Consider the following 23143-nt stretch of genomic DNA (forward strand, 5'->3'; position numbering starts at 1 on the left):
ATGAATGAAGAGAAAATCGATTTTTCTAATCATTACTTTTGTATTCATGCTAACCACATTACTTTCAGGTTGTACCGGCAATGATTCGGTAGATAAAGCACCGGAAGCTGCATCCGAAGCGAAGCCTGCTGGGACTAACGAAGAAGCTGCACAGGAAGAAGAAGTGGATTGGACGAGTAAAGCTGTGACGGATTTCAGCGAGGAGACAACGATCACCATTCAACATGAATGGGGCATAGATCAGATTGCTCCTCTCATGCAGCCCATTGAAGATAAGCTTAAAGCAGAAGGTAAGAATATAACCGTTCATTGGATTCAAGGTGATTCCACTTCGGAAGCATTGCAAGAATTGAACGCTAGTGGTGTCATCCCGGATATTATTTACAGCTCCAAAGGAATTGATGGTTTGAAAGAGCTGGATATGGTTGAGCCCATTGATGACTTGATGAAGATATACGAAATGGATGAAACCAGTATCAATCCATCTGTCATATCCTTGTTCCGCTCCTACGATGATAAGGGTTCCATGGTAGGTGTACCTACGTTTGCTGATACCATTACGTTATTTTACAATAAAGAGATTTTCGATATGTTTGGCGTTCCTTACCCGACAGACCATATGACATGGGATGAAACCTTTGAGTTAGCTAAGAAGTTGACCGGAGAACGAAATGGTGTAAACTACCGTGGTCTGGAGATGGGCTATACGAACAGCCTGACAAGCGAAGCGCTCGCACCTCTTAAAGAAATTATTACGAATGTCGTGGATCCTGAAACCGATGAAGTATTGCTTACGAAGGAGCCGGCAGTCACAAGATATTTCGAATTGATGAAAAAGTTCTATAGCATACCAGGGATATATGAACGTGATCCGGATAAACAAGCAAGCTTCTTTGCCGGTGGAACGGCTGCGATGTTAGTGTCTTGGCCGACATATCTGGAATGGGGAATTCCTGAAACTATTCGACCGAATGTAGATTCGGTTCTCATGCCAATCTGGGGAGGGGAAGATCAGTTAGCGACACCAACGCAAGCCCATATGTATGTATTGAATAAATACGGTGAGCAAAAAGATGCAGCTTTCCAGTGGATGAAAGAAGTCGTTGCGGAAGATATGCAGATGAAGTTCTCGGCTGCAGGATATCCGACGGTATTGAAGAGTCCGGAAGTTATCGCGGCATTCGGTAGCGAAAAGGATATTTACGAAGGCAAAAATGTAAAAGCGTACTTCCCGGAAAACGCAAGAGTCATTGAAGGTAGAAAATCGCAATATCAACGATTAGCTGAAGGTATGATTACCGAGAAACTGAAGGACTTCGCAAACTCGGATATGAATATCGCCGAATTTTTGCGTAAGCTGGAAGAAGAAATGACGATTAAGATCAAGGAAGAGAAACAAAAGAAAGAACAAGGTCAATAAGAACCTCTGGTCGCTTGCATACGATTTGGTTAAGAACCTGAGGTCATCGTCTCAGGTTCTTGGCGCTATATAGCTTTGCGCACTTGTTGGACTATTTTGCTGATTAAATCTTCACACTATCTCTATGGGTATTCATGTATTGTAAAAACAGGGGATGAATCAGTCAAAAAGCGGGGAAGGTGAATTCTTGATGTATGATAAGCTTCCAGTCCTGAATCCAGAGGAAACGATTCCGATATTGCAGGATCAATTCTATTATCCACCTTATATTACGCTTGCCCATATGTACAAACCTCCAACGGGTTGGTTTATGATACCTCAGCAGATTAGTCAATATCAGCTTCTATATGGAGTCGATGGGAAAGCGGATAATATGATGAATGGCGTTAAGTGTCCGCTCGGAAAAGGGGATATTTACATCATTCGCCCCGGTGCTGTTCGATCATTGCAACCATCTAAACATGATCCGTACGTAGGAATAACCATTTCATTTCATTTTGGACTGTCCAGGTCGCCAATAGAATTCATGTTTGGAAAAGACTACATTAAGGGGAGCGATCCAGATGGATCGTTACTAGGCAAACTAATCCCCTTAATCCAGGCCATCCAGCAGCATTCGTTGACAAGTAATATGCTTGCCCAAGGACTGTTGTTACAAATACTATATGATTTGGCTAATAGCAATCCGGTTGATGGAACAGCGAAGCAAACCACAAAAATCAATGCAAAGATGGTGAAAATCTGTAATTACATTAAAGAAAATTATAGTACGACGATTCGTTTGGACACGCTAAGTGAGATGACGGGGCTGAGCAGAAACTATATCATACGGCAATTTCGCAAGTGTTACGGTATGACGCCGTCTGATTATCTGGCTACGATTCGCATAGAGAAGGCGAAGCAGCTCGCACTTGAAACCGAGCTTTCGATCAGCGAGATTGCGAACCAGGTCGGATATACGGAGCTGCACTCATTTAGTCGGATGTTCAAAAAACGAATGGGAATCAGCCTAAGTCAGTTTAATGCAACGCTTATTTCGTCGCTCGATATCGTCTCCCCCCTGGAAGAATCTTAGGGGGTTATTTTTGTTATAAAAGTGTTACTCTGGGCTAAATACTTCCAAGGAGTAGCCGAGTAAACTATGAATTAAAGACCGGATTGAGAACGCTTCCGAAGGATAGAGAATAGCTCAAGTTGATTCTGGATTCGCTTGTTCAAAGGTAGGAAATCCGGATCGAATGGCTCTTGCATTGATTTAATCCATTATTTTTGCATCGGTATTATGAGTTAATGACAATGGGAGGGTTTATGTATGAGAAGAAATGGTCAAAAAAGTCTAGGCCTGCTGTTCATGTTGTGTCTATTGTTCATGTTCGTTCTGGGAGCATGTTCATCAGGAGAAAGCGGTGAAGTAACAAATGATAAGCCAGATACAACCGAATCCACCGAAAGAACGAATGCGAACTCGGAAGAACAAGCGGAGGAACCTGAACCTGTAGAAGTGAAGCAATTCTCGAATGAACCCGTTACGTTAAAGGTAGCAACCCAATGGGGGGAAGAAAATTTCCAGAACAATTTTGTTCAAGATATGAAGGAGCTGGTTCCCCATATTACATTCGAATATGTGGATTGGAATGGAACGGCTGAAGGGATCCAGGAGATTAACAGCGCAGGGACGGTTGTGGACTTACTAACGCCCAACCTGGGGGTGGATGTGCTGCTCGATCTTGATATGGTACAGCCGCTGGATGAGATGGTAAAAGAGTATGGGATCGATTTGAGCACAGTGGACCCGTCGTTTATTGCTTTGATTCGTTCCCAAGACCCTGAAGGACGGCTGATCGGATTGACGGGCAATGGAGGGATTTATGGTCTCTTCTACAATAAAGAAGTATTCGACCTATTTGGTGTTCCTTATCCGACGGACAACATGACTTGGGATGAAATCATTGACCTCGCTAAGAAGACGACAGGTACCCGCGATGGAAATCAATACGTAGGATTGGAGTTCGGCTCGGATACGGTGGATGCTGCACTGTTACAGTTATCCACAACATTGACGGATCCTGATACGGGGGAGGTATTATTGTCCAAAGATCCGAAGTTTACGAAGTATATGGAACTCATGAAGAAAATTTATAGTATTCCAGGCATCTACAATCCGGAAGAACCAGATAAGTTTATGCAAAAAACAGCTGCAATGGAAATCAACTGGCATGGTTTCCTGACTTGGTTCGGAGGGGAGACCCCGGAGGAAAGAGCAGAATTTAAGAAAAACATGGACATTCTGCCGGTACCATCCTGGCCTGACATCCCAGATACGGCTCCAGCCGTTCATACGGCACCTACCGTCATTAACCCGTATAGCGAGAATAAAGAAGCAGCGCTGCAAGTCCTTCAAGCGATTATTTCCATCGAGAATCAAACGAAGGCTACAAGAAAAGGCACAATCCCGGCTACATCCGATGTGGAAATTCGCAAGCAATTTGGTGCAGATAATCCAGATCATCAAGGTAAAAATGTTATGGCCATGTTCCAACATCAGTTTGCGCTTCCTCCTGCTAGAGCAAGTGTATGGGATAAATACGTTGATTTGAATGGGGCTATGCAGAAGTTTGCGACCTCGGACATGAACATCCCGGAGTTTATCCGTGTGCTGGAAGAGGAATCTGCGATCAAGATTAAAGATGCTATGAATAAACAGTAAGAGAGTTTCAGACAAAATGGATGCACGGAATAGGAGCGAGTAAATCATGACAGATATGCTGCATAAGGAAGGCTGGACCCTCGTATTTCATGAAGAGTTTGATGGCCCAACGCTCGATCAGACGAAGTTTTCCCCCTACGGTCTATCACATTGGAAGACGTTAGAGGAAGCAGAGGCGACCTATCAATTCCGGGATAGTTGTATCGTGTTACAGCTGCCTGATGAGCATAAGCGTGTATCCGCGATCGTTACGGGGATGCGAGATGGACTGCACCGTTACGGTGATGATCTCGGGCTAAACCATCATGACCGTGCCTTCATGAACCTTGTGACGAAATATGGTTACTTCGAGGTACGTGCGAAGGTGGCGAAAGGGAGCGGGCTTAATTCAGCTTGGTGGATGATCGGGTTCGAAAATGAGAAAGAGCAAAATGCCGAAATCGACATTTTCGAATTGTTAGGCAAAGATACGCGTTTGCTGAATACAACGCTTCATTCACTGCGTGATACGAAATTGAAGTATGCCCATATTCCGTATCGAACGGATGTGGACTTATCTGAAGATTTTCACGTATACGGCTTTGAGTGGGATGAATACGGTATGAAGTTCTATCTGGATCATGAGCTATATTGGGAAGTTGATCAGTCACCGGATTATCCGATGGTTACCCTGCTGCAAATTAATGATGGGGATGGAGGATGGATTGGCGATCTGGATCGATCGATTCCGTATCCGAAGGAATTCCTCGTTGATTATTTAAGGGTATATAAGCGCGAGGGGATGCCCACGGAGCTCATTCCGCTCGAAGGAACGGAAGGCAATCTCGCCCGGTTTGCCATTAGCGGAGTAGGTAACGATATTACCTGGGGAGATTTGTACAATGCGCAGTCGCATATATGCTATATCAATGACGGAGATCCGAATACCGCTCTAATCAGCAAACCGGAAGAGTCATTACCTCACTATATATATTTGGATTGGATGGAACCGAAAGTATTGGATACGGTATCGTTAACGACACGAGCTGGATTGAAGCAAGGTCCGACACAGTGGGATATTGAAGTATCTCCTGATGGTCTAACCGATTGGCGTAAAGTGGGGGAGTCAGGGCAGGTCACATGGAGCCATCGTGAGGATGAGCTAGAAACACACGAAATCACGCTTGCACAAGAAGAACGTGCGAAGTCGATTCGAATTGTGATTCAGGCATTCAATGGGAGCCAAGAGGCAGGATCGTATTTGATCCAGGATATCGCTGTCTATTTGAGCGCAAAGGCGTAATGTTGGTAGCCGAAATTGCAGCAGTCGCATCCAATGCACCAAAATGATCGAGGCTTTTGGTATAGCAAGGAAACCATATTGAAATATATAACGAGTTCAGTCTGCAACATGAATTGGGGATTTTTCTAAGAGAAGGACTCCCCCAATACAAAATTCAGTTTGAGCGTGGTTTTGTTTTATAGGGCTGTGGACAATGATGTCGACAGCCTCTTTGTTGTACTGGATAATATAGTTCTACAGAATCATATACTACAATAAATAGGAATATGTTACTATATCATTAACTGGATTTACCAGTGAATCATTATATAGCAGACAAAGGAGATAGAGAAGTGGCTTTCATCTTAGGGGTACTAGCAGTGCTGTTAATCATTTGGAAGATTTACGTTATTATCCGAATGATCTTGCACCCGATGTTTTGGCTCGGGTTGCTGTACAACACGCTCCTATGGGGCGGTTTTATTTATGTCATGCATCATTCGTACGAGATACATATGGGTGACAAGCTGTTGATTGTCATAGGGGTAGCAGCAGCGCTTTTCTTTTTTACGAGCAGAACGTTCAGACGGCCATATGTCGTTGCTTTTTGCATAGCGACTCTTGGGCTCGGTGCCATGATGCTTGCAGATTCTTATTTTGCAGACGATATGGAAATGGCGGATCAGTACGAGGATCCTGGTGTGCACCATGTGGAAGATCATGAAGTCAGCGGTTATGTGCGTGCTGACGGAACACCCGTTAGCGGATATCATCGAGGCGGATCGGACGGTTATTTACGCTCTAACCCGGATGATATTTTGGATAACAACTTAAAGTGATCATATAAGACTATTAAATTCGCATAGTATGAAATAGAATGGTAGTTTTAATGTGGGAAGGCCGTAGATTGTAACGTCTACGGTCTTTTAATTTGTTGAAGCCATGTTTCTTATGGCGAAGCGGCTTACTATTAATAACATGCATCCGCAAATCGGCCACAGCCTTTTTTCTATATAGTGAAGAGGATATCAGCAGATTTCTACAGAATAACTTGAAACTACACTCATTGTTGAGATTTGAAGGGGATTTGTAATGAAGTAAAGTCGATCATGGTTGAATCATATTATTTTCGTGGATAAGAAAGGACGATTTAATGAAACGTTTATTAACGATTCTCATACTTTACATGACAGCTCTATTAACAGGCTGCGAGAAGGAGCCCGGTTGGGAGACGATGCAGCTTCTAGATGAACAGGTCGCCGAAATTCGGATATCGGCATTCGAGAATTGGGACGAGATGAATGAGGATACACTGCTGTCCTTTAAGGAAGCAAAAGATGTAAGATCATTTGAGGAAGCAATCCGTACTGCTCGCAAGCAGCCAGATGATGCCAAACGAACGGACCCGGATTACGATGTAATGGTCATCTATGCACAGCAATCGCCCACCCATGCCATCAGGCTGTGGCTAGGGGAAGAGGGACAGGAAAGTGTATTCAGCTACGGTTTCAAAGATTGGGGAGAAGATGTATATGTGGTTTCGTCCAAACATACGGATCGGATGAGAGAACTCATTCTTGCAAGAGGGGCTGTAAAAGCCGTTGCCTGCATATCCTGCTTCATCAGTTTCGCATTATATCGAGTGCTATATTTATTTGTTTATCGCTTGTTCGTATCTTTGGTATCAATGACTCCATCATCAGGAGGGGATGAGGCGAAGAAGAAGACCTACAAGTTGAAATATATGGCCGGAGTTACACCAAGTACCTATAGATTGGGCAACTTTGAAAGGGCAACCAGGCTGAAAGTACCTTTTATTATCCGTTTAACTTCCTTTATATCTAGCTTGTCGCGACTTCCTGCATTAAAATGAAAGGCATAAGAAGACGGCAGGAGTGTGTCGAATTATGGACGGATCATATAAACGTGTGACGGAAGCGACGTATTTGGCAACTGAGAGAAGCGATAAATATCGGGCAATTCTTCGTCATTTTTATATTCAACACGAGCGTTTGCGAGAGTTTTTATTCCCCGAGGAGATTTATAACCATCTAAGAGAATCGGCCTACTTCAAAAATTATGAATTGGACGAGCTGCACAGTGACCTGGCCTCTCTAGTGAGGTGGGGGAATCTTCGTGCTCAACAGGAGAGCGGGAAGGTCAAGACGATTGAAGAGTTCAAGAAGAAAAGGTTTCGGTATCAAATAACGCCTTATACAGTAGAATTTGAACGGATGCTCATTCAATTTGAACATCATTCTGACCAATTTGGAGGCTCGCTGGAGAAATCTCATTTTGAACGGATGTATCAAACGCTTATAAGAATAAAGCAAGCTTCCGATGAATCCGCAGAACACTGCGCACAGCTTTGGGATGATGTACTGACGTATTTTAAAAAGATCACCCAAAACACGTCTGACTATTTCGCTTATTTACGAAGTGAGGATGCGTCAGAGCAGATGAAATCTGAGGCATTCTATTTATATAAAGATCAATTTACCCGCTATTTACGAGATTTTATTATTAATCTGCAGCGGACAGCCGCTTCCGTTCAGGATGTTATGATCTCGCTGTCGCGTGAAAGTATGCGGACCTTTTTCAAGAAGGTATTCCAGCATCAGGAGAATGTATTTCGGTTTGAACGATTAGGTGAAGATGTAAACCGCGTGGCAGAACTGGAAATGACCTGGCTGAATGTGAAGGCCTGGTTTATCGGTGATGATGCCGGAGAAAGTCAATATGAAAATGTCCTCAAGCAAACGAATGAAGCGATTCGGCGGATGACGAGAATCATTCAGCGATTGGGGGAAAGGAACCTGCTGCATCGCAGCCGAAAGGAGGATTATCTTCATCTGGCTGAATGGTTTTCGAATATGTCTTCTATGGAGGAAGCGCACAAGCTGTCTTCGATTGTATTCGGACTGTCGCACACGAAGCACCTTTATTCGGATCATATTCCTACAGAAGATATCTATACTGATGTGTGGGAAGAAACGCCGATGGCTCATGAACGGCCCCCTAGGATCAGGATCTATCGGGAGAAGACTAAAGCCAATGCAGCAGAGAGTCATCTGGAAGAGAAAACACAAACAAAGGAAGCTTATCTGAAGCAGCGAGCGTATGAACAGCAGGTCATCGAGCAGTATTTGTCTGGCAACAGGATCGAACTGGAGAGTCTGCCAATCATCGAGCCGTTTGTACGGAAGCTGTTTCTATCTTGGATTGGAAAAGCGATGGCCAAAATGGATCGCACCATCAAGACGGAATATGGCTATGAAGTGAAGGTGGAGCTGGACCCGAGTCGGGTCATTAGGCTCCAGGCTGATGACGGACATATGGACATGCCGGCAGTTACGTTGCTATTCACGGGAAAGGAGAAGGCCAAAATATGAGTTTGCGTGAGGATGAATTTGATGACCAGACAATGGATGCTTTGGCTTTGCTGTTTGAACAATTTTGGATTTTGCGTGATGAAGAGCCAGAGTCCTACCGGCTGGTCCGTGATCGTGAGCTTAAACTTAAGCGATATCTTCAAGACAAGTTTGGACTGGATCTGATCGTGCATCAGCATTTTGTCAAGCTGGAGAAAGTCCCCGTTGAACCGCAGAGATGGATGGGAATTCAGGCATTTCAAGAACCGCTGGATTATGCAATCTTTTGCTGCGCGCTCGCTTACACGGAGCAAAAAGGTGTGGACGAGCAGTTTTTACTGTCTGATTTAACCGAGAGAATTCAGGAGCTATACAGAAGTGAAATCCCACTGGACTGGACCCTGTATCAGCATCGGCGTTCGCTTGTCCGAGCTTTAAAGCAGGTGGTTGACCTGCGGCTGATTAAGACAATTGACGGAAGCCTGGAGCTTTTTCAAAACAGTGAGCAAGAGGAAGTCCTCTATGAAGTGACGGTGTATTCCCGATATTTCATGAGATCTTATCCCGATGATTTGTTTAAGTTCAAGACGATCAAGGCGTTAATGGAAAAGGAGTGGGTGCGGCATCAGGAGGATCAGCGGCGTAAGCGGGTTTACCGCAGACTGATGATGACCCCGTTTGTTTACCGAAAGAGTGAGGAAGACCCTGATTTTGCCTATATTCGTAATTTTAGAAACCGTCTGCGCGAGGATTTTGAACAACATACCCCATTTCGACTGGAAGTGTTTAAAAATGTTGCGATGCTTACGTTGCCAGATCCCAAAAAACGCTATACCTTGTTCCCGGATATGAGCGGAATTGCGGATGTTGCGCTTCACGTGATAGCTGTTATTAGAGAACAGCTGGATAACCTGTCTATCAGTGATTTTGGTGAACTTCGTCTGCCGCTCGCACGGTTTCAAACGATTGTCAAAGAAACTAAAGACCTTTTTGGCCATGGGTGGGCGAAGAAGTACCGCGATCTGACCTTGGAGGCATTGTCGAATGAAATCATTGCTGTGTGGACTGCGTGGGATATGGCTTTGATGGAAGAAGAGGAGCCGAACATGTTGACCATCCTACCAGGTGCAGCGCGTATGATTGCTTTTTATCCTAAGGATTATAAACAGGAAGGGGAGAGGACTAGTGACAGCGAAATGGAAGCTGAACCGGGCAGGGTTATTTAACTTTTGGTACTACGACAATGAGATATTTGATTTTGAAGACGGTAAATTGCTGCTTCGAGGCACGAATGGTTCCGGGAAATCGGTTACGATGCAGAGCCTGCTGCCTGTACTATTGGATGGAAAAAAATCACCGGATCGCCTAGACCCGTTTGGCTCGAAATCACGGCGGATGGCCGATTATTTGCTGGGTGAGAAGGAAGTCTCCAACCGGGAAGAGCGAACCGGATATTTATTCATCGAATACAAAATGGAAGGCACGAATCAGTACCTGACGACCGGAATGGGCATCCAGGCTAAGCGAAATCAGAATTTAAAGTCGTGGGGATTCGTCATTACGGATAACCGGCGGATCGGATATGATATGGAGCTGTCTAAGCTAGTCAATCAAAACGGGGAGCGTAAGCGGTTCCCATATTCCCAGACGGAATTAACCACAATCATTGGTGCCGGTGGAGAAGTAGCAAACTCTAACCAAGATTATATGAAGCTGGTGAACCGGTATGTATTTGGATTTGAAACGATTGAGGCTTACGATGATTTGATCAAGCTGCTGATTCAGCTCCGCAGTCCGAAGCTATCCAAGGATTTTAAACCGACTGTAATATACGAGATTCTGGAAGAAGCGCTACCTCCGCTGACGGACGAAGACCTGCGGTATCTATCGGATTCCATTGAACAAATGGATCAAACCAAGCAGCAGAAGGAGCAACTGGAACGAGAGGTAAATGCGTTAACCAAGCTTAAGGATGCCTATGAGGCCTATTCCAAACGGATATTTTCGGATCAGGTGAAGGAATGGAAACAGGCGAAGGAACGATCAGACAAAGAGGGTCAAGAGGCGGAAAGCTTGCGGGATAGAATGTCTGAGCTTGAAGTCGACATTGAGGAAAGTAAGAAGAGACAGCATGATTTGGAAATCAGAAAAGTCACATTAAGTGAGCAAGAAAAACGTCTTAGAGCCCATGAGATATTTCGCCTGGAGGATGAGCTGCAGAAGAAGTTGAAAGATCAGGAGTCACTAAAGCGTGACATCTTAAATCTAGACAGCCGGGTAGAATCAAGAGCGGGCAAAGAGAGGGAAACCCGAAGAAGAATAGACAACCTCGAAATGAGTGTGAACCACAAGAAACAGCAGCTGCGAGATGCCGTAGAGGACCTGGAATACGAGGCGGAGGAATGTGCATTTACACAGCATGAGCTTAATGTGCAAGACTATGAACGAAATGAAGGAGGAACTTTCGGTTTTGATAACTGGAAAAGAGAGATTGAACAGCATACGGTGAGGCTCGAAGCAGCTTTAATGGAGCTGAGGCAGCGTGATTCGGTGATTCATCAATTTCAGGATAAAAATCGGGAGCTGAGCAAAGTCAAGCAGGCGCATGATGCGCTGCTTGAGGACGAGCGGAAATGGCAACGGTTGCTGTCTGATGAGAAGCAAACATTGATTCATCAGATTCATCTGTGGGTGGATCAGCATGATGTTTATCAGGTTGATGATACAGTCAGGCAGCGCATGATGCGGATGATTGACCACTTATTCACGGAATATGAGTATGATGAAGTAAAAGAAGTTTTTACACCTTTCGTACTAGCATATGAGGATCAGCTTCGGACCCGGAGAGCCGATTGTATCCATCAGAAACAACAGGCTGCAAAGGAACGCGAACAACTGGAAATGAAATGGAAGGAAATGAGCGCTCAGCGGGATCCTGAACCTGAACGGCATGAAGCAACATTGGAAGCACGTAGACAATTAGACGAACAGTCGGTTATTTATAAGCCATTGTATGAAGTCGTAGAGTTTCACCCGGATGTTCCAATCGAGGTTCAAAGACGTCTTGAAAGCACGCTGGCTGAAACAGGTCTGCTGGATGCGCTGGTTACGCTCAGAGATATTGAAGCTCAGCATGACCGGGTGTTGTTGGCAGAACCCAAACTTTTTACTGCCACATTGGCGGATTACTTACAGCCGGATGCGGAGCAGCGGACCATCCCATTTGATCGTGTCGAGGCAATACTTCAAAGTATTGAAATGAATGGTGAGGCTCCAGTTTACTTTACAGAAGACGGACATTACCGCTTAGGTAACTTGAAGGGCCATGCGCTGCCGCTGGATGAGGCGCGGTTTATCGGCAGAGAAGCCAGAAGACGCTATCGTGAGCAGCTTCTCGCTGATTTGGATCTACGGATCATAAGAATCGATGAGCAGATCTCCACACTAGAGGATCATAGGCTTCTGATCGATGATAGGCTGCAGCTTTCTAAAGAGGCTTGGAGCAATTTTCCTTCAAGTAAAGACGTCATGACTTGCTATAAAGAGCTGAAAGAGACTAAGAGTGAACTGACACGTTTTGAAAAATCCATCAAGGATATATCGGAGCAGCTGGCCAAGATGGATCATAAGCTGCAAGAGAGCAAACGAAAACTCTATGATCTGACACATGGTCTTGCGCTGGAACTCAAAACAGAATTGTATCAGCAAGCCTTGGAAAAGAGTCGGCAGTATGAGAAACGATTGAATGATATTCACAGAGAACACGAGCATTGGCTTCGCCTGCTGGAGAATCAGCAACGCGAGAGAGAGTATTTAAAGGATTTGGAATCGGAAATCGATGAACTGCGGGGAGAATTGGCGGTTTTGAAGGATAAGGCCGTGGCGCTCGAGCAGCAGATTCAGGATATTATCCAGCAGCAGGAGCTGAAAGGTGCAGAGGAAGTGAGACGCGAGATTAAGAATGTTTCCCGGGATTTGGATCAGCTGAATTTGGAGCTAGGGCAATTATTAAAGAACATTCCATTTCTAGAGGCCAGCTGCTCTACTACCCGGGAAAAGCTTGCGGAGAAGGAAGGACTTCATCTCTTTTGGAATCAAATGAACGTCGTCTGGAGGGAAGCAGTAGAGAAGGAATGGAAGCGCGGAGTGATCTCTCCAGATGGTGAAGGTATGGATGAAAGGATGCTCAGTCAATATGCAGACTATAAAACTGTTAAGGATAAGTCTGTTATGGAGGGGGATCTGACGAAGCTATTTTACAATCTGCAGCCGGATCTGGCCGAGCATACAATTGCGCAGTTTACTGAAGCGCCTGAGCTTGCCGACTGGATGAAAGAGATAGACAGGGAAGAATGGAAGCCTGTCATAGACCAGTGGAAAGCAAAGAATACCCGAAATATCATAGAATTTGACCAACGAGGTGTGAAGATTTCGCCTTCAGCACTATATGATAGTGTTTCCCAGGAGTTATCCATTCAGGAAACACGTCTTGATGAACTGGACAAGCAGTTATATGAAGAGATTCTGCTGAACTCTGTAGGGCACAAGCTTCGGGCTCGCATTCGCCGCGCCGAGCAGTGGACCGAGCAAATGCGTGAGTTAATGGAAAGCCGGGACACATCCTCCGGACTCAAGTTCTCCATACGCTGGAAGCCAAGATCAGCCGATTCGGAGGAGGAGCTGGATACCCATGAGCTGGTCACGCTGCTGAAGCAGGATGCCCATGTGCTGAATGAGGATGATCTTGGACGGATTACGCGTCATTTTCGCTCCAAGATTCAGTCGGCAAAAGTGTGGCTTGAGGAAAAAGGTGAGGGACAGACACTGCTGCAGGTACTGAAAATGGTGTTGGATTATCGCAAATGGTTTTCTTTCGTTTTGTATTATGAGCGCCCTCATGAACCTAGACGAGAGTTGACCAATCATCACTTCTTCAAGTTCAGTGGCGGTGAGAAAGCGATGGCGATGTATATCCCGCTATTTACTGCATGTTATTCACGTTATAAGGAGGCGGCATCAAGCGCTCCGTTTATTATCTCACTAGATGAAGCCTTCGCTGGTGTGGATGAGAACAACATCAATGAAATGTTCGAGATTGTGGAAAAGCTCGGCTTTAATTATATAATGAACTCCCAGGTACTATGGGGGGATTATGAGACCGTTCAGTCCTTATCAGTCTGCGAACTGGTCAGACCGAAGAACGCGGATTACGTAACCGTCATCCGTTATAAGTGGAACGGACAGGAATTGTCACTTAAGGCCAGTGAAGAAGGTGAGTATGATGAGCAGGAAGCTGGAGGAAGCCCTCTTATATTTTAAAGGGAAAAAGGGATATGATGCCCTTTTTCTTATTTTTCGCAAAAAATATGAATCACTTGGAAGGTTCGGAGGAGCAGCAGATCTTACGAGTTTCACAGATGAGGAGATCGAGGAGATTGCTGTATTCATGGGTGAATCCCCTCATCATTTGGTACGAAAAGGGAAGCTCATGCTGTCTCACTTTGAACAGCGCACGCAGCAGACCCGATTTGCCGGAATTACCCTGCATGAGCTGCTTGAGGCATATTGGGGCGAGCAGATCCAATCCAGGAAGGCCGTAAAAGCTAAGCGGGAAACCGCTCAAGGGCAGAAGCTTGATGATTACAAGCAGTGTTACCCCGGACTTATGCGATGGTTTACCTATCTGGAAGGCAGAACGAGTGACACACAGTGGATATGGCGTCTGCTTCTTGAACCGGGTTTTGATGAGGATGTTGAAATTATAGCTCACGCCTACGCTAACCTGCCTAAGCATATGGAGAGGTATCCGTTATTCAGTCAGCGTATAACCGGCAACCCTCATACATTTGATATCAGCGAGTTGCGAGGCAAGCTATGGGTTCATTTGCTGCATGTGATGGCTGGGGGGCAGGGGGCTCCCCCGTCTAAGGTAGAGGCGCTGAATGAGCTACTGCTGCAGTATAACCTGCTGAGAGATGACATCCAGAATTTTGTCACTCAAGCGAATCTGCTTGCTTACACAGATGACCGCGAGCATCCGGTATGGAGAGCTGCTGCAGATGAAAAATGTGTGATGAATGTGCCTATGCGGGAGTTAATCAAGGTAAATCGAGTGACTGCGGCTGAGCTTGGCCACGCCGGAACAATGTCCAGCGTATACATTGTTGAAAATTCAGGCGTATTCTCAGCATTGCTGGATGCTGTTCCGGACGCCCCCTTGATCTGCACCCATGGACAGTTCAAGCTTGCGGGCTTGCAGCTGATGGATCTGCTTGCCAAGGCAGGCCACACTCTATGCTACAGCGGGGACTTCGACCCGGAAGGTCTAGCGATGGCTGTTCGTTTTAAGGAAAGATACGGGGTGCAGGCTCGATTATGGCGCATGACCGAAGCCGATTATTACGCATCGACTCCTGTGGTGGAATTAGGAGATCGAGTGTCAAAGCTAATCTCAATCCTTGATTCTGAGCTGGGCGAGGTTGCTCATGCATTAGGGGAAACAGCAAGAATAGGTTATCAGGAAGGAATATTACCGCTGCTTGTTCGCGATCTACTGTCCTGGAAAGGTGAAGATAAGATATAAAATCCATAAACAGCTTAAAATAAACCCGAGCTATCTGTAATAAAAACTCGTGCCAAAAACCGAATAAAGTAGGGATGGTGAAATCAGAAAAGGATGAATAGAGAATGGGGAAGACCCAGATCCATGAAGTCTTTCCCCGTTTGTAAAAAACCATATTAGCACTAATCCTTCTGAAACTTGATAAATCAACTATTTCTTCGTATTCACTGACCTTCACTATCCTCTATCTCTTTTAAACTCTTTCCCTCTTTTGTTTTCCACTCTGTAAGTCCGTTCGCATGACCTCCAACAACAAAGGCAGCAGCATAGGAAGGGCTGCGGAATAGGATGCTCTCTTGTAATACACCGTCCTGGTCTATGTTCGCTTTTTGTCGGGCTTCTTTGACACCTGGTGGGATGCTGTCAGAGTCAAGAGTCTCTACTAGACTTCCTTTTAACACAACAAATCCTTCATTTGTTTGTTTACAACTAGCATGAATTAAAATTCCGCTTTTACGACTTTTTCGATTCAAGGAGAGGAGCAAATCTTCGTCCCTAGGTGCTTCTGACGTGGTATCTGGGTCCGGCTTGCTAGTCAGTGGTTCAAACAATTTGTGACCGAGAGTTCCTATTACAATTTTGGCGTAATCAATAAACTCTTCCAATTCGCTTTCTTTCTCTTCGGTAATGTTCCCGGAAGTAGGATCATTGCCGTTTTTAACTACATATCGATTGGCATCGGTCGCAAGTCCACAGAATCGATTTTCGAGATAACTTATCTCCGTAGGACCGAATGAGTTATTGGAGGTAGTAAAGACGACAGCTTCAGTCCAATAATCTTTGTCTGAGTTTCTTCTGTGCTCAATCAGTCGTCCAAGAAGGCCTTCTCCATTTTTGCGCACACCAGCTTGTCCGATGTATACAACATTCTCGCCAGTTTGATCAGACGTACCAAACAAAAAGTATACACCGCTTTGGGATAGGTCTCCACGTCCCTTGCACTTATCAAGTTCGGTACGTGGGATCTTATAAGCCAAGCCTGTCCAATTAGCTAAAGTACACTTGATTCTACCAGTTGGAGTACCGTCCATTAAGAATAAGTTGATGCTTTTTCCTCGTAAATCCATTACTTTTCCTCCAGTCTGTCTTAGCATATACACTCGTCTTCGAATAGCAGATGGTCGATCTCTTGGTTGATCAGCTTTTTTTCAGCGCTGGAAAGACTTCGGAGATCGACACAGTCTGTTCTTCCAGATCCGCCAATTTCATCGTATAAGTGGCCTTGGTATGGCTGAGTCCGAGCCGGTGCAACATGACGGACATGCATTTTTTCGGTGTAACGTTCACCGAATTCCCGTTCAAAAAAGAGCATGGCTAGCTGAGCGTCAGGTATACTTGGCTTCAATATCCACATCTACCGGGCGTTTATTAGCAACGGTGTCTGCAAGAATCTCTTCCTGTTCATCCGTAAGCCGGCGAGGTTTGCCAGGCGAAAGGCCCTGTGTAAGACCCTCGAGCCCTCACGCTCATAGCTATGGATGTATCTGGCGGTCGTCTTCTCCGTCCGTTTGATCATCTTCGAAATATCTTTAAGCTCATTGCCATGCTAAATCTATATAGAAGGCTTAACCTGCCGATGGTAATCGTTGAAAGGACCATTCGAAACCACGTTCACTCCTATATCTCTATTGGGATTCAAACGGAACCAAACAACAGTCGCCCATTGATTACCGACGACCGGTTGCTTAACTTGAATGGTGTTTGATCCTTATATCATGAACGGGGGGATTATTTTTCTTATGATTTATAAGGTGATATCCCTGATCCATCCAACTATTCATTTAAGATTCAGTCAAATACGCATAAAGCTTGCTCTCTACCGAATGCTCCAATACCAGATTCATATGCACGACAGAGATAGAATCACCATTCTTATCGAGCATAGAAGCTTGGACGGCACTATTGATATCGGGATGCGCTTTACCGAGATAATAAAATTCCGTTCCTTCGGCATCGTCCTTTTTCACGAATATATGAAGGTCTATCTTTCGCTTGTCAGCCTCAAGAATTGTTCTAACTTCTTCGGATTCAAGCGTACGTCTACTTCTTGTCGACCACTTCATTACCTCTGAACTAATAAATTCCTCTTGGTAATTCGTACTTGCATCGACCCCTTCATGTTTGTGATAGGTTATAAAGATAGGACAGGTCTGATGCTTCGTTTTGTATCCATACATCGTGGAACTCTCATCACTATGCCAGTTCAAGAGTTTACAGGAATCCTTCCGGGAATATTTCTTGTACAACGTAAGTTGCTCATTATAGGCATATTGCTCACTTATACGAGAAGCTGTCTGAATAAGATCTGAGAACATATCCCTGAAAAAAGGGTTGCTTTGCAAGGAGCCCAACATCGACGAATGAAGCATATATTGTTGCTCTTGCGTGAACATGACCACCGGGGTGTCTCCATATTTCTTCCGCGTTGGTTCGGTGAAGAAGGACATGTCCAGTACACGTTTGACGGAATCCATCGTTTCGTTATCTGTAGAGCATCCTATATCATAAAGAGTTTTTATGTACTCATCATAGGATACATGCTCTTTCGTAAAGAGTAGTTCAAGTAGTATGATTTCATGCGGACGCTTCCCGGTCAGAATCTCGGCAGATAACATCACAATATAATTCTGTTCTTGTTCGGATAAGTGCGGGACACTTTCTTTAATTCTATGTAAAAAATGATAATAGCTTGCGTGTTCGTCAGCAAAAATAAGCGGATCGACTGAGTCATTCTCTATAAAATCGATTAATCGAGGTATTCGATTCAGTCGATTTTTAAGTTGGAAATAGGTTTCTCTAAGTATCTTTAGCGCTGTTAAATTGCTGTTGCTAATCGATCGAAAGATTTGCTGTCTTGCTACCTCTTCGAAGTTGATCGTTGAGACGCCTTTTATATAACTGGTATCCTTCATATGACGGCGGATATTGTCTTTGTTCTGGGATCTATCTCCAGATAGTGCAACTGGGATCAAATAATTATTCTTATAATTTCCAATAAAATCGATAATAGTAACGAATTCTTTCTCAGAATGTTTACGTAGCCCTCGTCCTAGTTGCTGTACAAACACAATACTCGATTGGGTTTGTCTGAGCATGACGACTTGATTAATACAAGGGATGTCGATCCCCTCATTAAAAATATCCACCGTAAGGATATAGTCTAGGTTACCAGCTTCGAGTTCAGTTACATAGCGGATACGTTCGTCCTGACTGTCATCACCTGTTAAAGCGATCGTTCGATAACCTCTGGTATTCAGGATGTCAGATAACTGTGAGGCTTCCTCTTTACGACTACAGAAGATCAGGCCTTTTACCGCTTCTCCGGAATAGCCGTAATATTCAATTTTTTCAATCAAGTAAGAAACTCGTTCGTCCGCAACTAATTGCGAAAGCATCGCTGTATCATCGATCGTTTGGCCGTTATATTCAAAATCTATAACTCCAAAATAGTGAAACGGACATAGCATATCTTCTTCTAAAGCTTCTTGCAGTCGAATTTCATAGGCAATATTATAATTGAATAATTCGTAGATATTAAAATCATCGGTTCGTTCTGGTGTTGCCGTCATACCAAGTAGAAATTTAGGTTTGAAATAATCGATGATTTTAAGATATGAATTGGCTCCGGCTTTATGGACTTCGTCAATCAAAATATAGTCAAACACCTCAGGATTAAACCCTGATAATGTAGAGGCTTTGGAAATCGTCTGGACAGTAGCGAATACATATTTGGCATTATGATCTTTGCTTGTACCGGATAAAATACCGTAATCGCTATCATTGCCGCCGATGATACGCTGATAATCGAGCATGGCCTTTTGTAAAATCTGTTCCCGGTGGACAATAAATAGCATTCGGTTGGGAGCAAAGTTCTTGACGTCAAATGCGGATAGATAGGTTTTTCCTGTCCCCGTAGCCGATATGACCAAGCCTTTATGTTCTCCTGACCTGCGTAAATCCTGTAGATTCTTTAACGCGTTCTGTTGCATTTTATTTGGAGAGATAGGGCTAAAGACAGTCTGAGGAGTTTCAGGAATCAGAGGCAGCACGGTATGAGCCTTCCGATTTACCTTTTGAACCTCTTCGTATAGAATTTGATACGCATCAATCCATTTATCGGATAGTGGGACAGCATGGCTCCATACCTTGTCAAATTCACTCTGGAACTGTTCTAAAAGTCCACCGTGTTTAAACGAGGTTAGTTTTACATTCCACTCATAGTTGGATTTTAGTGCGGCAGCTGTCAGGTTGGAGCTCCCCATAATGATAGTGGAATGACCCACATGGTGAAATAAGTATCCTTTGGCATGAAAGCCACCTAGATCTGTCAATCTAACTTCAACATTTGTGATCTTCAGCAGCTCTTTGTAGATTTTAGGCTGGTTGAAGTTCAGATAATTGGAGGTCAGAATTTTACCAGTTATTCCTCGTAGTTTAAGATCAGCTAGATGAGACTTGAGCGTTGCTAGTCCACTCTCTGTTATAAATGCAACGGAGAAAGTAAAGGATTGACAGCGATCGAGTTCTTCTAATAGTGGGGTAAGCACATAATGGCTCGTCTCCGTATTGTTTACTAGAAGCTTAGGCTTATATTTTTCCAGAGACTCCTGCTGATGGTTAATAAATGCCCAGCTTAAGGAATCATTTAAATGTTGAATCGGATTTTCCATGTTATTTGATCAACTTTCCTTGGATTTTTTTTACAGCAGGTATATCAGCAGGTGCCCAATCCAAAGATAGTAGCTCTTGCGGAGACAACCAGGAAATGGCCACATGTTCAGTCAGTGTAGGTTTCCCGCTTATCAGATGACAATAGAAAGTAGTCAGATGAACATAACCAAAGTCGTATTCATATACGGTGGTTTCGATCGCTTCCCCAATCTCAATGACACAGTCCATTTCTTCGTCAATCTCACGTTTTAATGCAGCCTGAGGCGTTTCGCCTTCTTCGATTTTTCCACCTGGAAACTCCCATTTGTAAGCCAATGTTTTAGTAGCTCCACGCTGGGCACAGAGAATTTTCCCTTCTTCGATGATTACAGCTCCAACGACGTGAATATGTTTCTTCATGTAAAGTTACCTCCAGTTAAGCAGGCTGATGTTTATGTCAGCATTTTGATTTTGCATAATAGTTATTGGTGAATTCTGCATAAAAGCTTATTCTATTTTGTTTTGGGATGTCGGCAATACTTGATGAATGCCATAGGCGCTCATAAGATCTATAATAAGAGCTCCTTATCCTATTAGTATGATACTATAGGAATACATAATTAACCATGTAAAGGATGAGAATCTATGCCGGTTTACAATAAGCTAGTTCGGGATCTTATTCCCCAAGTCATTGAATCTACAGGCAAAGAATTTCGCACACGGATCTTAGATGAGGAAGAGTATAAGAAAGAATTGATCATAAAGCTCAAAGAAGAGTCGGAGGAATACTTTGCCGCTGGAAGTTCAAAGGAGTCGTTGGAAGAACTTGCAGATATGCTTGAGGTGATCCGGGCGTTGGCTGTTGTACATGGAGCAACATGGGAAGAGCTTGAGGCTTTGAGAGAGAAGAAAGCGGAAGCTCGAGGCGGATTCCAGGAACGGGTGTCTCTAATTGATGTCGACGACAACGCTTAATGTCAAACTGATTACGGAAAACTTAGCAGATGATTTAATCACCGGGATGCAGAATGCTTCCGGAATCTATATTATGACTTCCTTCGTTATGCAGTCGGGAGTGCGTTTATTGGCGCCCCATTTGAAAGGTGCGATTGAACGGGGAGCCGAGGTAAAGGTTCTCGCTGGGGATTATTTATTTGTTACGCAGCCGGAAGGTTTGCAGGCATTACGTGATATCGATCCTCGGCTGGAGGCAAGGTTATGGCGCAGTATGGGAACTTCCTTTCACCCCAAAGCCTATTTGTTTGACTACGAAAACGGTGAAGGGCTCCTTATCGTCGGTTCCTCTAACTTTTCCATGTCCGCCATGAGAATGGGGATGGAGTGGAACCTGGCTATGAATGCAAAGGCCGAGCCTTATACGTTCCAAGTCGCATTAGAGAAGTTTATGCAGAACTACTTCTATCACGATTCCACACTCCCCTTAAATGACAACACCATTTCTCTGTATGAAGAGGAGTATCGGGCGTATCATCGTACAAATCCAGAGTTAATTCGAATGATAACCGAAATGGAGGAGAATGAGTACCGAACCGAAAACGCTAGCGATCCTGTAGAGGATAAGGTTTCTGAAGACGATCAAGCGACCATTCATCCACGTTTTGCTCAGATTGATGCTCTTGACGCTCTAGAGAGAACGTTAGAAGAAGAATATGACAAAGCCATGGTCGTTATGGCCACCGGACTCGGTAAAACCTATCTAGCAGGCTTTTTTGCACAGCGTTTTCAACGCGTACTGTTCATTGCGCATCGCGAAGAAATTCTCTATCAAGCCAAACGGTCATTCCAGCGCATCATGTCGGACAAAACTTTCGGTATCTATAACGGTGTCAAAAAAGAAGGGAACGCGGATTGTGTGTTTGCTTCAATCTACACGCTTGGGATGAAGAAGCATCGTGAATCATTCGCACCTGACGGGTTTGATCTTATCGTGGTGGACGAATTCCATCATGCAGCTGCAAACTCATACCAATCGGTTATCCAGTATTTTGAACCGAAATTTTTACTGGGCATCACGGCAACACCAGACCGAATGGATGGGAAGGATGTGTATGCGCTTTGTGATGGCAACGTCGCCTACCAGATTCATTTCATTGAAGCCATCCGTCGCGGCTGGTTGTCCCCGTTCCAATACTATGGGGTCTATGACGATACAGATTATTCATCCATCCGGTGGCTTGGAACGCATTATGATGACGAGCAGTTGACTGCAGCACAGTTGAGAGAGTCGCTGGCTGACAAGATCTACGATGCCTGGAGCGAGCATAAGCAAACACGGACGATTGGCTTTTGCTCATCGATCCGACAAGCGGATTTATGACGGTGAAGAGAAGAAAACGGCAAAGGAACCGATGATCCCGACTGTGCCGGATGGGTGTGAACTCCATTTGGAGACGTCCGTTATTAATCTTCTGGATGAATTAAGTCGTAAGAAACTGCCGCATCGCGAGCGTCTGCACCGTTCTTTCCTAGGTCTCAAGAATGAGCTCGGTCGAATCCCTACATATTTGGAGCTTCACCTTCATGGCAGCTCGAACAGCTGGGAATATTGGAATGAATTCGGTTCTTATATCGGATTTCTCCTCTGGGCCGAATGCTTAACGAAGGAAGAAGAGGAGATTTATTATCAATATGAGGCTTGGATACGTATGTCGAGAAGACCGTCATACCAAGAGTTATAAAATGATCGTGCTCCTGTATATGCTCGAGCGTGGGACCGAACATTGGGCAGAATCGGTTACTCCTCAGGAAGTAGCGCCATTCTTCCATGGGTACCTAATGGAAAAGGAATACCGAAGAAGAATCGATTTCTCCGATAAGGATTCGAAACGCCTCTGGGAATACAATGAGACCGGAGTTAGCCAGCTAATTGAGCGGATGCCAATGACAAGATGGGGATCTTCTAAAGGAAGCATGACTCGCTTCGAAGATGGTGTGTTTAGTCTAAGATTGGAACCTGCGCCTGAGCATCAATCCATTATGCACAGGTGGACGAAAGAGATTTGCCTATATAGGTTGCACCATCATTTTGAGCGTAAAGAGCAGAAGCAGGGACCCCTTCAGTGATGAGGGTGTCTCTTCCCCCCTTAACTGA

The 23143-nt window shown here is 44.5% G+C and carries 17 protein-coding genes; 13 read left to right on the top strand and 4 right to left on the bottom strand.

Annotation, left to right across the window (positions count from 1 at the left end; all coding sequences use genetic code 11):
* The first annotated feature begins 4 nt into the window (after positions 1-4).
* From OHJ21_RS25360 to OHJ21_RS25405, 10 genes are all read left to right on the top strand, one after another.
* Entirely contained in the window at positions 5-1420 is a 1416-nt protein-coding gene (locus OHJ21_RS25360) for an ABC transporter substrate-binding protein (RefSeq protein WP_486021482.1), read from the top strand.
* A 190-nt stretch (positions 1421-1610) separates the two neighbouring features.
* Positions 1611-2495 (top strand): AraC family transcriptional regulator, encoded by an 885-nt coding sequence (locus tag OHJ21_RS25365; protein ID WP_486021687.1) that lies wholly within the window; start codon positions 1611-1613, stop codon positions 2493-2495.
* A 237-nt stretch (positions 2496-2732) separates the two neighbouring features.
* Complete coding sequence (locus OHJ21_RS25370; RefSeq protein WP_486021483.1) at positions 2733-4127, top strand: ABC transporter substrate-binding protein; 1395 nt, start codon at positions 2733-2735, stop codon at positions 4125-4127.
* Between the two features lie 46 nt (positions 4128-4173).
* Positions 4174-5409 (top strand): family 16 glycosylhydrolase, encoded by a 1236-nt coding sequence (locus OHJ21_RS25375; RefSeq protein ID WP_486021484.1) that lies wholly within the window; start codon positions 4174-4176, stop codon positions 5407-5409.
* 332 nt (positions 5410-5741) lie between these two features.
* Entirely contained in the window at positions 5742-6227 is a 486-nt protein-coding gene (locus OHJ21_RS25380; RefSeq protein WP_486021485.1) for a hypothetical protein, read from the top strand.
* Between the two features lie 314 nt (positions 6228-6541).
* Positions 6542-7261: a YhfM domain-containing protein gene (locus tag OHJ21_RS25385; RefSeq protein ID WP_486021486.1), complete on the top strand. Its 720-nt coding sequence runs from the start codon at positions 6542-6544 to the stop codon at positions 7259-7261.
* Between the two features lie 34 nt (positions 7262-7295).
* On the top strand, positions 7296-8780 hold the full coding sequence (locus OHJ21_RS25390) for a TIGR02677 family protein (RefSeq protein ID WP_486021487.1): 1485 nt from the start codon (positions 7296-7298) through the stop codon (positions 8778-8780).
* Positions 8777-9985, top strand: a complete 1209-nt coding sequence (locus OHJ21_RS25395) for a TIGR02678 family protein (protein ID WP_486021488.1) — start codon at positions 8777-8779, stop codon at positions 9983-9985. Before OHJ21_RS25390 ends, OHJ21_RS25395 begins: the two co-directional genes overlap by 4 nt.
* Positions 9945-14078, top strand: a complete 4134-nt coding sequence (locus OHJ21_RS25400; protein WP_486021489.1) for a TIGR02680 family protein — start codon at positions 9945-9947, stop codon at positions 14076-14078. Before OHJ21_RS25395 ends, OHJ21_RS25400 begins: the two co-directional genes overlap by 41 nt.
* Positions 14041-15342 (top strand): TIGR02679 family protein, encoded by a 1302-nt coding sequence (locus OHJ21_RS25405; RefSeq protein ID WP_486021490.1) that lies wholly within the window; start codon positions 14041-14043, stop codon positions 15340-15342. Before OHJ21_RS25400 ends, OHJ21_RS25405 begins: the two co-directional genes overlap by 38 nt.
* Before the next feature lie 203 nt (positions 15343-15545).
* Here the strand turns inward: OHJ21_RS25405 and OHJ21_RS25410 are convergent, their stop codons facing one another.
* From OHJ21_RS25410 to OHJ21_RS25425, 4 genes are all read right to left on the bottom strand, one after another.
* Complete coding sequence (locus OHJ21_RS25410) at positions 15546-16448, bottom strand: GIY-YIG nuclease family protein (protein ID WP_486021491.1); 903 nt, start codon at positions 16446-16448, stop codon at positions 15546-15548.
* Positions 16449-16518: 70 nt separating this feature from the next.
* On the bottom strand, positions 16519-16644 hold the full coding sequence (locus OHJ21_RS25415; protein ID WP_486021492.1) for a hypothetical protein: 126 nt from the start codon (positions 16642-16644) through the stop codon (positions 16519-16521).
* 518 nt (positions 16645-17162) lie between these two features.
* Positions 17163-20051: a DEAD/DEAH box helicase gene (locus tag OHJ21_RS25420; protein WP_486021493.1), complete on the bottom strand. Its 2889-nt coding sequence runs from the start codon at positions 20049-20051 to the stop codon at positions 17163-17165.
* Between the two features lies 1 nt (position 20052).
* The gene (locus OHJ21_RS25425) at positions 20053-20451 is read right to left on the bottom strand and encodes a (deoxy)nucleoside triphosphate pyrophosphohydrolase (protein ID WP_486021494.1); all 399 of its coding nucleotides are present in this window, start codon (positions 20449-20451) and stop codon (positions 20053-20055) included.
* A 225-nt stretch (positions 20452-20676) separates the two neighbouring features.
* On the opposite strand from OHJ21_RS25425, the gene OHJ21_RS25430 reads away from it, so the two are divergent.
* The 3 genes from OHJ21_RS25430 to OHJ21_RS25440 are packed head-to-tail and all read left to right on the top strand — an operon-like array spanning position 20677 to position 22730.
* Positions 20677-21006: a nucleoside triphosphate pyrophosphohydrolase gene (locus OHJ21_RS25430; RefSeq protein WP_486021495.1), complete on the top strand. Its 330-nt coding sequence runs from the start codon at positions 20677-20679 to the stop codon at positions 21004-21006.
* Positions 20987-22369, top strand: a complete 1383-nt coding sequence (locus OHJ21_RS25435; protein ID WP_486021496.1) for a DEAD/DEAH box helicase family protein — start codon at positions 20987-20989, stop codon at positions 22367-22369. Before OHJ21_RS25430 ends, OHJ21_RS25435 begins: the two co-directional genes overlap by 20 nt.
* Positions 22332-22730 carry a hypothetical protein gene (locus tag OHJ21_RS25440; protein ID WP_486021497.1) on the top strand — a complete coding sequence of 133 codons (399 nt, stop codon included), beginning with the start codon at positions 22332-22334 and terminating at the stop codon, positions 22728-22730. Before OHJ21_RS25435 ends, OHJ21_RS25440 begins: the two co-directional genes overlap by 38 nt.
* The last annotated feature ends 413 nt before the right edge of the window (positions 22731-23143 follow it).

This window comes from Virgibacillus sp. LDC1, from assembly GCF_025792345.1.
Classification (GTDB): Bacteria; Bacillota; Bacilli; order Paenibacillales; family Paenibacillaceae; genus Paenibacillus_AQ; species Paenibacillus_AQ lautus.